General features: G+C 66.3%; 12 protein-coding genes. 6 read left to right on the top strand and 6 right to left on the bottom strand.

Translation table 11 applies throughout. From position 1 onward, the window contains the following. Positions 1–228: 228 nt before the first annotated feature. The 3 genes from WME97_RS36995 (at position 229) to WME97_RS37005 (ending at position 3,148) form a co-directional block, all read left to right on the top strand. A complete protein-coding gene (locus WME97_RS36995; protein WP_437544788.1) occupies positions 229–2,133 on the top strand; it encodes a DUF885 domain-containing protein in 1,905 nt (634 codons plus the stop codon). A gap of 244 nt (positions 2,134–2,377) precedes the next feature. Continuing rightward, on the top strand, positions 2,378–2,587 hold the full coding sequence (locus WME97_RS37000; RefSeq protein ID WP_437544789.1) for a hypothetical protein: 210 nt from the start codon (positions 2,378–2,380) through the stop codon (positions 2,585–2,587). Between the two features lie 222 nt (positions 2,588–2,809). Then, positions 2,810–3,148 carry an IS66 family insertion sequence element accessory protein TnpA gene (locus WME97_RS37005; RefSeq protein WP_437544790.1) on the top strand — a complete coding sequence of 113 codons (339 nt, stop codon included), beginning with the start codon at positions 2,810–2,812 and terminating at the stop codon, positions 3,146–3,148. Between the two features lie 144 nt (positions 3,149–3,292). On the opposite strand, the gene WME97_RS37010 is transcribed toward WME97_RS37005, so the two are convergent. Both WME97_RS37010 and WME97_RS37015 read right to left on the bottom strand, forming a co-directional pair. Continuing rightward, on the bottom strand, positions 3,293–3,679 hold the full coding sequence (locus WME97_RS37010; protein ID WP_437544791.1) for a hypothetical protein: 387 nt from the start codon (positions 3,677–3,679) through the stop codon (positions 3,293–3,295). Positions 3,680–3,692: 13 nt separating this feature from the next. Next, entirely contained in the window at positions 3,693–4,934 is a 1,242-nt protein-coding gene (locus WME97_RS37015; protein ID WP_437544792.1) for an RHS repeat domain-containing protein, read from the bottom strand. 94 nt (positions 4,935–5,028) lie between these two features. Between WME97_RS37015 and tnpA the strand changes: the two genes are divergently transcribed. From tnpA to tnpC, 3 genes are read left to right on the top strand one after another with little or no spacing between them, the layout of a single operon-like run. Further along, positions 5,029–5,367, top strand: coding sequence for an IS66 family insertion sequence element accessory protein TnpA (gene tnpA, locus WME97_RS37020; protein ID WP_437544793.1), 339 nt, complete (start codon positions 5,029–5,031; stop codon positions 5,365–5,367). Further along, positions 5,361–5,783, top strand: coding sequence for an IS66 family insertion sequence element accessory protein TnpB (tnpB, locus tag WME97_RS37025; protein ID WP_437544794.1), 423 nt, complete (start codon positions 5,361–5,363; stop codon positions 5,781–5,783). Before tnpA ends, tnpB begins: the two co-directional genes overlap by 7 nt. Further along, the gene (gene tnpC / locus WME97_RS37030) at positions 5,780–7,405 is read left to right on the top strand and encodes an IS66 family transposase (protein WP_437544796.1); all 1,626 of its coding nucleotides are present in this window, start codon (positions 5,780–5,782) and stop codon (positions 7,403–7,405) included. The genes tnpB and tnpC overlap by 4 nt, the downstream gene beginning before the upstream one ends. 24 nt (positions 7,406–7,429) lie before the next feature. Here the strand turns inward: tnpC and WME97_RS37035 are convergent, their stop codons facing one another. From WME97_RS37035 to WME97_RS37050, 4 genes are all read right to left on the bottom strand, one after another. After that, positions 7,430–8,617: a hypothetical protein gene (locus WME97_RS37035; RefSeq protein WP_437544797.1), complete on the bottom strand. Its 1,188-nt coding sequence runs from the start codon at positions 8,615–8,617 to the stop codon at positions 7,430–7,432. Between the two features lie 296 nt (positions 8,618–8,913). After that, positions 8,914–9,393 carry a hypothetical protein gene (locus tag WME97_RS37040; protein WP_437544798.1) on the bottom strand — a complete coding sequence of 160 codons (480 nt, stop codon included), beginning with the start codon at positions 9,391–9,393 and terminating at the stop codon, positions 8,914–8,916. Then, positions 9,390–10,736: an RHS repeat domain-containing protein gene (locus WME97_RS37045; RefSeq protein ID WP_437544800.1), complete on the bottom strand. Its 1,347-nt coding sequence runs from the start codon at positions 10,734–10,736 to the stop codon at positions 9,390–9,392. Before WME97_RS37045 ends, WME97_RS37040 begins: the two co-directional genes overlap by 4 nt. Positions 10,737–10,882: 146 nt before the next feature. Then, complete coding sequence (locus WME97_RS37050; protein ID WP_437544801.1) at positions 10,883–11,239, bottom strand: hypothetical protein; 357 nt, start codon at positions 11,237–11,239, stop codon at positions 10,883–10,885.

The raw sequence follows: 11,239 nt of genomic DNA on the forward strand, positions 1-11,239 counted from the left end.
AGGTCTCCGAAGACGTCAAGCCCCAGCTGCGGGGACCTGACCCGGCTTGACTGAAACTTTTCCATGCGCTCCGACGTCCCCTGAAAAGCGGTGCCAATTCAACAACTTGTCCATGCGCCGGAGAGGCCGCGTTCACGCCGCGGGCCGCGGGAGGCATCCTCGGTGCGCGGGGACGTTGCTCCTCGGCTTCCGGTTGGCGCTCCAGGGCGCCTGTGCGAGAGGTGCCTCATGACCTTGCGCCCGCTCCGCGCCCTCGCGCCCCTGCTCGTCGCCGCGTGCACCGTCAGGGCGCCGCCGCCCGCCGCGCCGGCTCCCCTTCCCTCGCCCTCCGCCGCGCCGGGCCAGAGCGCGGCCGCCGCGCCGGGCCAGAGCGCGGCCGCCGCGCCGGGCCAGAGCGCGGCCGCCGCGCCGGGCCAGAGCGCGGCCGCCGCGGCGCCGCGACGGCCAGCGTGGGTGGAGCGCAGCAACGAGCATGCGAAGATCCTCCTCGACGTGCTCGCCAGGTTCTCGCCGGAGCGCGCCAGCGCGCTGGGGGTCGAGCGCGCCGACCAGGAGGTCTCCGATCTGTCGCCCGGCGTCGAGGGGCGGCTGCGCGCCGCGTACCGCGAGGCCATCGCGGAGCTGGAGAAGCGCCGAGCGGCCGAGAAGGACCCGGCGGTCGCCGAGGATCTTCAGATCTTGCTGGACGCCGCGGACCGGGCCGTCCGCGGGTCCGAGCTCGAGGAGAGGACCCGGGTCACCTACGTTCACGCCACGGGGCTCGTGTTCGAGGGCATCTCGACCCTGCTCGACGACCGCATCCCGCCGCCGCGCCGAGCCACGGCCCTCGCGCGGCTCCGGCGGTACGCCGGGCTGGAGGCGGGCCACGCGCCCATCGCCGAGCAGGCGAGGAAGAGGCTCGACCAGGAGCTCGGGAAGCCCGGCCTGCTGGCGCCCTCCAGGATGGAGATCGAGCGGCACCTCGCCACCAACGCGCGCGTGCGGGAGGGTATCGGCGAGCTCTTCCGGAAATACGGCATCAGCGGCCACGAAGAGCCGCTGGCAGCGCTGAATCGTCAGCTCGAGGCGTACGACGCGGCGCTGCGCAAGGACGTCCTCCCGAAGGCGCGTACCGACTTCGCGCTGCCGCCGCCGCTCTATGCGTACATGCTCGAGCTGCATGGCGTCGACATCCCGCCCGCCGAGCTCGCCCGGCTGGCCCACGCCGCCTTCGACGATCTGAAGGCGCAGATGCAGAAGCTCTCGCTGCCCATCGCGAAAGCACGCAACTTGCCGAGCGCGGACTACCGGGACGTGATCCGCGCCCTCAAGAAAGAGCAGCTCGTGGGCGAGGCGATCGTGCCGCATTACAAGGAGCGGCTCGCCCAGATCGAAGAGATCATCCGGAAGGAGCGCCTCGTCACGCTGCCGGAGCGGCCGGCGCGCATCCGGCTCGGCACCGCCGCCGAGAGCGCCGAGATGCCTGCGCCGCGCATGCGGCCGCCGCGGCTGCTCGACAACCAGGGAGAAGCGGGGGAGTTCGTGCTTCCGCTCAGCCTGCCTGGGCCCTCTGACCAGCTGCGGAGGATCGACGATTTCACCTATGCCGCGGCGTCATGGACGCTCACCGCCCACGAGGCGCGCCCCGGGCACGAGCTCCAGTTCGCCTCGCTCGTCGAGCGGGGCGTCTCGCTCGCCCGGGCCGTCTTCGCGGAGAACAGCGCCAACATGGAGGGGTGGGCGCTTTACTCGGAGGCCATCCTGCTCCCGTTCATGCCGCCCGAGGGCCAGCTCGTCTCCCTGCAACACCGCCTGGTCCGGGCCGCCCGCGGCTTCCTGGACCCGGAGCTCCAGGCGGGCAAGATCACGCCGGCCGCCGCGCGGACCTTCCTCGAGAAAGAGGTGGTCCTCTCGCCGCCCCTCTCGCAATCGGAGGTCGAGCGTTACACCTTCCGCGCACCGGGGCAGGCGACCTCGTATTTCTACGGGTTCACCCGGCTGATGGAGCTGCGGCGAGAGACCGAGTCCATGATGGGCCCGCGCTTCGACGCGCAGCGATTCCACGACTTCGTGCTCGCCCAGGGCATCCTGCCGCCGAAGCTGCTTCGCAAGGCGGTCATCGAGCGCTTCGTGCCGGCACAGCCGTCGCCCTGAGCGGCGGAGAGCCCGCGGCGCGCCCTCGTCATACCGGAGCTCCCGCAGCCACGGGCGCGACTCCGCCACGAGGTGCTCCTCGATGCGTTTCGGCGCGTGCGGCTGCGGGCCCGCGTACCGGTACTCCGACCGGTACGTCTGCTCCCGGATCACGTGGTTCTCGCGCCATCCGTCGCACCCACCCGGAACCGGCGTGGGACACGCCTGCGGCACGTACCGGTAGCTCGCCTGGTCCTTGGTCAGGATGTTGCCAATCTCGTCGTACGAGAACGACAGCCGGTACCGGTACTGCCAGTCTCTACGGTCCTGGTACGTCCCGCGCGCCGAGAGCAGCTGGTACAGATCGTCGTACCCGTACTCCTGCGTCGTCGGCTCCACCAGCACCGAGCCCGGCATCGACTGGTCGTACGGCACCTCGTTCCGCACGCGCTCCAGGTTGCCCGCCACGTCGTAAGCATACCGCATCCGCTGGAACGCCCTCGCCGGCCGGCCGCGCTCCACGAGGTAGCGGTCGCGGTGGTCCGCGTTGATCTCCTGAAGCCGCCGCGACTTCTCGTAATACCGATACGACGTCGCGATCCCGTTGCCGTGCACCACCCTCACCCGCTGCTCGAGCTCGTCGTACCCGATGTGCTGCAGGTACTGCGTCACCGGCGGCTCGTCCGGGTGCTGCGGGTTGATCTGCGTATTCGTTCCCACCGCCGACCGGACCAGGGCGCGCAGCGGACTGAGCGCTGCGAAGTTCGACCGACGCGAAAGGTACAAGCCGAAGCAGCCATACTGGTGGCGCTGGAGGCTGCGCGCTGACCAGCCATCAGCAGCCCTCGCCGTCGTCTTTGACCGAAGTACCGCGTTTTTTGGCGGTCCACGCGGTGACGGACGCATCGGCCGTCGTGCCGGGGAGCCGATCGAGATCGCGCTGCCCAACGGGCGGGCAGTGCGGGTCCGGCCGGGCTTCGACCCGGCCACGCTCAAGCGGGACCTGGCGTTCGCCACCGAGGAGACGTGGTGCTGACGCTGCTGCCACCCGAGCCATACCCGTCTTCACCTCGGTCCCGCCAGCAAGTGAACTTCGCCCCAAGCCCGATCCACACGAAATGCATAAGATGTCCCGGAACGCCCCCTCTCAACACACATCGTCACGATATCGATCTTCTCCTCATCCCCCTGGGACATAGGTGACCCAGTTTAAAACAGGAGCTCTCAGCGGGATCCCTGCGGACATGAGCGCCTCACTGCTCAGTTCTCGAATGCGCTTCCATTCCTGGCTCTCCTGGAGCGCACTCAGTGAATAGAGCTCAGGTCGACCCATCATAATTTCGAATATTTTCTTGATTTCGTCAACAAGCGTTGCCCCAGCATTTCCAAGCCCACGCTTCAGCTCGTCATCGTCGAGTGCGTCGCACTGCTCACCAAATAGAAGAGTCAACTCATCAGAAGCATCCACGAATGGAGGCAGCGCGGAAATTTGTCCCTCAGGACTCATTGCCAACAGCATGAGCACCTCAATCAGCTGCGACGTTTTCACAGAAACATCGGACTCCACGCATCGCCTCCATTTAAAATTGAGGTCCCACTCGAACCGGACTGTGACCAGCATTAACCTTCCAATATGGCTGTGGCCCATGATGACCACCACCAGGGTGCCACTGAATCATTCGACCGGTCGGTTTCCCGCCTGAGTTGTACTGACGCAACATAAATCCCTGCCCCGCGTGCTTTCCGTGCGCCAACTTCTCTACTCGCCAGTTTCCAGGTGGCTTTCCCCCCAGCCGAAGCATGAGATCCTGGGGTTTCATACCGTCCAACAGGTTAGGGTTGGCCATCACATCATCAACAGTATCAAGCACCTCGCCGACCCGACGCATGGAAGCCGCTGCTCGTTTTGCGGACGACGACGAACCCGCTCCTCCTCCTTTACTACTGGTAGCAGACGGCTGCGCGGGCGGCACCGCCTGTGACGGATTCGCCGCCTCCGCCCCCTGGGGCGGCTTCGCCGCCGGCGCCGGCTGCGCCGCTTTCGCCGGCGGTGCGGCCTGCGGCGGTTGCGCCGGCGCGGCTGCTGGCTGTGCCGGCGGCCGAGCAGCCTGCTGCTGCATGACCGCCCTGAACAGCACCCGGCGCATGGTGTCGCCGATACCGCGCGAGGTACGACCAGCTGCCGCCGCAGCGGATCCAGCGTTCATCCGCTGCAGCATCTGCTCCTGGTGGAACTTGCCGCCCTCCGGCCCGTTGAAGCAGCTCGGGTGCCTGCACCCATTGGCCCCAGGCGGGAAGTTCCGGTGTCCCCCTTGCGCCTGCCGCCCATCCGGGTCGACCAGGTTCACCGGGTTGTTCAGCGTGTAGCTGTACAGCCCGAGGTTCCCCGGGTTGAACACCCCTCCGCTCGTCCCTCCCCCCATGTACTCGTCCAGGATCGGATCCGGGCTCAGCCACACACTGCTCCTCGGGTCGTAGTACCGCGCCCCGAAGTAGTACAGCCCCGTCGCCTGGTCGAGCTCCTTCCCTGTGAACACGTACGCTCGCCTCAGCTCGTACCGCGAGTCCGACGCGTCTATCCACAGCTCCCCGCTCGGGAAGTACTCGTCCCGCTGCGTCAGCGTCTGCTCGTTGTTCGACGCGAAGCTCGTGCTGCCCAGGTGGTCCGGGTGGTAGTACAGCGTCGGCGGGTCACGGAACCAGTCCGGATCCATCTTGCTCGCTATCCGCGTCTGCCCCGCATAGATGTGCTTGGTGACGAACCGCCCGTCCCGCAGCGTCAGGTGCTGGTCGTGGTACGCCGTCTCCTCCTCGCCGCTCACGTGGTGCAGGTGCACCGTAAGCGCCCGGCCAACGCCATCGTGACCACCCCGTCGAGGCCGGTTACCAGTCCCCATCGCGACGAAGGAGGAAGCGATGGCGACGAAGGCGGAGTGGGCCGAGCGGGTGGAGCGATGGGAGCGCAGCGGGCTGAGCGCCGAGAAGTTCGCGCGGCGCGAAGGGTACATGCCGAAGCAGCTGTACTGGTGGCGCTGGAAGCTGCGCGCTGACCGGCCCTCGCAACCCTCGCCGTCGTCGTTGACCGAGGCACCGCGTTTTCTGCCGGTCCACGTGGTGACGGACGCATCGGCCGTCGCGCCAGAGCCGATCGAGATCGCGCTGCCCAACGGGCGGGTCGTGCGGGTCCGGCCGGGCTTCGACCCGGCCACGCTCGAGCGGGTACTGGCGCTCGCGGCCGAGGAGACGCCGTGCTGACGCTGCCGCCGTCGGTGCGCGTGTACGTCGCAGCCGAGCCCACGGATCTGCGCAAGAGCTTCGATGGGCTGTCGGCCTTGGTCTCTCAGCGCTTCGGAGCCGACCCGCTCTGCGGGCATCTGTTCGTGTTCAGGAATCGGCGAGGCGACCAGATGCGCGTCTTGTTCTGGGACCGCACGGGGTACATGATCGTGGCGAAGAAATTGGCTCGCGGGCGATTCCATCTCTCCTGCGACCTGCCCAAGGGGGCCACGCACGTCGAGGTCGAGGCGGCCGAGCTGTCGCTGATGCTCGAAGGGTTCGACCTGTCCCAGGCCGTGCGGCGCAAGCGCTGGAGGCCCGGCGTGAGAAAAATTGCTCCGTCGAAGCAAAGCTTGATGGATGCGCGCGGGATAGCTATCCCGCGCGCCACGTGACCAGTCCTCTTCAGTCCCAGGCACAATTGCCCGCCGATCTGGCGGACGTGCGGCACAAGCTCGAGCAGCTGGCGGCCGCCGGGCAGCTTCCAGAGCTCATCGAGCTGGTGCTCGGGCTGCTGGTCCAGCTGCGCGACAAGAATACGGCGCTCTCGGCGAAGCTCGCGAGCGCGCTGCGGGAGCTGTACGGCCGCAAGAGCCAGCAGATCTCGACCGAGCAGCTGATGCTGATGTTCGCCGAGCTCGGGGCGGAAGCTCCGCCGCAACCGGAGCAGGGGCTGGTGCCGCAACCTCCTGAGCCGCCGAAGCCGCCGCGAGGACGGGGCGGGCGCGCGCCGCTTCCCGAGCACCTGCCGCGTGAGACGCGCGTGGTGCCCGTCCCCGAGGCGGAGCGGACGTGCCCCCAGTGCGGCGCGGACAAGAAGTGCATTGGCCATCGTACGAGCGAAGTGCTCGAGTTCGTTCCGGCGCAGTTCAAGATCATCGAGGAGCGGCGGGAGAAGCTCGCCTGCCCGCGCTGCCCGGAGCAAGGCGTAACGACGGCGGACAGCGAGAAGGTGATGGACCGGGGGCGTCCGGGACCGGGGCTGCTCGCCAGCATCCTTGTCGAGAAGTTCGAGGATTCGATGCCGCTGTACCGGCAGTCGCAGCAGTACGCGCGCTTCGGCGTGTCGCTGTCCCCGTCGACCCTGGGCGACTGGTCGGCCTTCGCGCTCGATGTGCTCGCTCCGGTGGCTGAGAGGATCGAGGAGCGGGTACTGGACTCGTTCTACCTGCGCGCCGACGACACGGGGATGCGGGTCCTGGATCGAGATCATCCGACGGGGGTGAAGCGTGGCCACATCTGGGCCTTCGTCGGGGCAGATCTCGTGGCGTTCCTGTACGCACCGGACTGGAAGGCGAAGCATCCTGCCGCGCTGCTGCAGGGCTTCACCGGCTACTTGCAGGGCGATGGGTACGCGGGTTATGGCGCGATGCTCCGCGGAGGTGAAGGCGGCGAGATGATCGTGCCCGAGGAGCGTCGGCTTGGCTGCGGGATGCACATCCGCGCCAAGCTCGAGAAGGCGGCAAAGGGCGGCGACACGCGGGCCGCGGTGGCGCTCTCGTACTTCAAGGCCATCTACCGGATCGAGGCGGCCTGCAAGGAGGAGGCGCTGCCCACGGAGACGCGCCTGGCGCGCCGGCAGGAGCGGTCGCTCCCCGTTGTGGATGAGCTGTATCAGTGGATTCACGAGCTGCACCTGCGGCTCGTACCAGGCACGCCGCTCTGCATCGCCACCCAGTACGCCATCAATCAGGAGGCGGCATGGCGGCGCTGCTTCACGGATGGACGCTTCGAGATAGACAACGGCGAGGTCGAGCGGCAGCTAAGACGTGTCGCGCTCGGAAGAAAGAACTACCTATTCGCGGGCTCCGACAAGGGCGCTCAGCGCCTGGCCATCGGCTACACGATCTTCGGCTCGTGTCGAATGCACGGAGTCAACCCGCTCGCCTGGGCGACAGACATCATCGGCAAGTTGCAGGCGGGCTGGCCGCGCGACCGGCTGGACGAGTTGCTGCCCGACGCCTGGACGAAGTCGTCGCACGCTGCTCCGAGCACCGGCGACGCCGACGCGACCTGAACAACGCGAGCCTCGGCCGGCGACCTAGGCGGATGCCGCCTTGCCGGGCCCTTTCTCAGGACCGCCTGTGCCCGCGCCGAGTCGTGGGCCGACGCCGCCCCGCGTCCAGCCTCCTCGACCCCGCCGAGAGCTGCAAGGGGCCGTGCCCATGGCGATCGCCGGGTGGTTACGGTGCACCCGCCGCTCCCCGTCGCCGTCGTACAGCATCCGCGACTTCAACTGCTGGTTCTGGCTCACCCGGCTGACGCGGTTCTCCTCGTTCCACTCCGTCGCACGCGTGCCCGAGCCAGGGTAAGTCCAGCCCGTCTGGTTGCCGCTCGCGTCGTAGCTGATCACCCGCGACCACGGGGCCGACTCCGCCACGAGCTGCTCCTCAATGCGTTTCGGCGCGTGCGGCTGCGGGCCCGTGTACTGGTACTCCGACCGGTACGTCTGCTCCCGGATCGGGTGGCCCTCCTTCCATGGGTCGCACTCCTCCTCCTCCGGGGGGCACGTTCGCGGCTCGTACCGGTAGCTCGCCTGGTCCTTCGTCAGGATGTTGCCAATCTCGTCGTACGCGAACGACAGCCGGTACCGGTACTGCCAGTCTCTCCGGTCCTGGTACGTCCCGCGCGCCAAGATCAGCTGGTACAGATCGTCGTACCCGTACTCCTGCGTCGTCGGCCCCACCAGCACCGAGCCCGGCATGTCCTGCTCGTACGGCACCTCGTTCCGCACGCGCTCCAGGTTGCCCGCAGCGTCGTACTCGTACCGCATCCGCTGGAACGCCCTTGCCGGCCGCCCGCGCTCCACGAGGTACCTGTCGCGGTGGTCCGCGTTGATCTCCTGAAGCCGCCGCGACTTCTCGTAATACCGATACGACGTCGCGATCCCGTTGCCGTGCACCACCCTCACCCGCTGCTCGAACTCGTCGTACCCGATGTGCTGCAGATACTGCGTCACCGGCGGCTCGTCCGGGTGCTGCGGGTTGATCTGCGTATTCGTTCCCACCGCCGACCGGACCAGGCCCCCTCGGTCGTAGCCGTACGTCACCACCTCTGCCCCGGAGCCAGGGAACTTCAGCGACAGCAGCCGCCCGAACGCGTCGAAGTCGTACTCCATCGTCGCCTGGTACGGCCCCCGGTGCGGCTCCCGCAGCCGGGGGAACTCCGTCGCCAGCTTCGCCACGTTCCCCTGCCGGTCATAGGAGAACGTCCTCTTATTTCCGTTCAAGAGAAACTTGCGGCAGTCATCGAACAACGCAGGACCGAGCTGCTGCTCGATACTTTCAACGTCGCTTCCGACAATAGACTTAGCCGCTTCATGCAGTACGTGCCATCGTCACTCCTTTTTAGCTGAAACAAACCCACCCGTGCACCCGGTCTTCTGGTGGATTGCGGAAAGCGGCTCGTTTCACTCATAACCGGCGATGAAAGGCTCTCGGTGAGCACGTTATAACCCATGGAATTATTGGGACTATCTGAGGGATGCGTCAGGCGGTTCCTCATCGGCACCCAACCCCTGCCGGGTTAGGGAACGGATTTCGAAAGCGCGTCTACCCGCTCCTCTTCACCGAGCAATCTAAGAACATCTCGAGCGGCCTCTCTCTCACGGTGTATGGCTTCGTCGATGAGAATCCATAGCCCCTCCCGTGCCGCGCGATGGCATCGCTCAACAATGTCACCCGGAGTGAAGCTCGAGGATGATGCGTACCCCCCGAGTATCTGAAACAGAAGATCGAGCACCGCTATCCTCACGAATCGTGGGCGCGGATCTACTAGACAGGCAACCAGCACGGACGTACACGCCTCCGCGATCTCATACAACTCGCCCTGAACGACCACGTGATTCTCTATCCCCCAGTAAGCCTTCGTAGACTCCTCAGGGTCCTTTGCGTTCAGTAGGCCAAGCAACGAATCTCTCACCCTTTCTCCGGTCCCCTCCGCCTCATGAACGCTAGCCCAGTCAATGGACCCAATGAGACGCTCCGCGACGTTCATATTTTTCATTTGGAACCCGACGTACCGCCAGGAGCTCGCAGCGTCCCCGGAACGAATCTCTCAGACGGAAACTTCTGTTGACACGGAATACACACAGGGATCTCGGTCCACTCTAGCTTCCCTGTCGATTGATTCCTTCGCCAGCCATTCACCTCGGTCATTGTTCCCCCTGGGAGCTTCCGGTCGGCATCAACCTCCGCATGAACACGTGGACCTGATCGTCCTACCTCCACTTTCCCGTCACGTGCAATTCCCACGTATGCGGCGCTGCTTCGATCAGGTCTTCCGTCTGGGAGTCGCCCAGCCGCATCGCGCGCGGCACGCGCCTGGTCGATCCCTGCAGCTTCTTTAGATGGTGCTGCCTGCTTCACAGGCGCCTTCGCCGCCTCCGCCCCCTGCGGCGGCTTCGCCGCCGGCGCCGGCTGCGGACCTTTCGCCGGCTGCGCGGCGGGCGGCGGCTGCGCCGGCACGGCTGCTGGCTGCGCCGGCGGCCGAGCAGCCTGTTGCTGCTGCATGACGAACCTGAACAGCAGCCGGCGCATTCCGTCCCCGATACCGCGAGACGTGCGACCCGCCGCCGCAGCGCCAGCGTTCATCCGCTGCAGCATCTGCTCCTGGTGGAACTTTTGCCCCGCCGGCCCGTTGAAGCAGCTCGGGTGCCTGCACCCATTGGCCCCGGGAGGGAAGTTCCGATGCGCCCCCTGCGCGCTCCGCCCATCCGGGTCGACCAGGTTCACCGGGTTGTTCAGCGTGTAGCTGTACAGCCCCAGGTTCCCCGGGTTGAACACCCCTCCGCTCGTCCCTCCGTCCATGTACTCGTCCAGGATCGGGTCCGGGCTCAGCCACACACTGCTCCTCGGGTCGTAGTACCGCGCCCCGAAGTAGTACAGCCCCGTCGCCTGCTCGAGCTCCTTCCCCGTGAACACGTACGCTCGCCTCAGCTCGTACCGCGAGTCCGACGCGTCGATCCACAGCTCCCCGCTCGGGAAGTACTCGTCCCGCTGCGTCAGCGTCTGCTCGTTGTTCGACGCGAAGCTCGTGCTGCCCAGCTGGTCCGGGTGGTAGTACAGCGTCGGCGGGTCACGGAACCAGTCCGGATCCATCTTGCTCGCTATCCGCGTCTGCCCCGCATAGATGTGCTTCGTCACGAACCGCCCGTCCCGCAGCGTCAGGTGCTGGTCGTGGTACGCCGTCTCCTCCTCGCCGCTCACGTGGTGCAGGTGCACCCGCCGCTCCCCGTCGCCGTCGTACAGCATCCGCGACTTCAACTGCTGGTTCTGGCTCACCCGGCTGACGCGGTTCTCCTCGTTCCACTCCGTCACCCAGGTGACCGGCTTCGAGTATGTCTCCAATCCAGGCAGAACGCCTCTCGCTGGTAACTGAGCGAAACAATTCAGCGCCAACCGTCAGAATCTTATTTTCATCCGCAGAACCATCCAATCCTGACACTGCCCTCATCAATCTGCCACTCTACGACGTCACCCATCTGGCCAACACCTCAGTCCGACGGCCCCTGGATAGCCAGTACACCCAGAGCCTTCTGTGCCTCGGCACAAAGCCGCCTCCACGCATCTGTCTGCGTGAATTCTTCCAGCGGAGGAAGCACCTGAGGGGTCTCTTCGGCGATGGCATCGATGATCTTCGAGAACTCTCCGAGCGCACGAATCTCATCAACAGTGAACAGAGCACCAAATTGTGGATTATCTGGCCTGTACCAATCATCCCATTGATTAAACAGCTCTTCTGCCACGTTCACAGCAGGAGCCCGCGTTTGGTATGCACGCTGCAGCTGCAAGCTCGACAGCAGCACCAATACCTCCCGAACACGCTCCCGCACATACTTTCCGTCACTCAT

It is taken from the genome of Sorangium sp. So ce367 (assembly GCF_051520455.1).
Lineage (GTDB): Bacteria > Myxococcota_A > Polyangia > Polyangiales > Polyangiaceae > Sorangium > Sorangium cellulosum_B.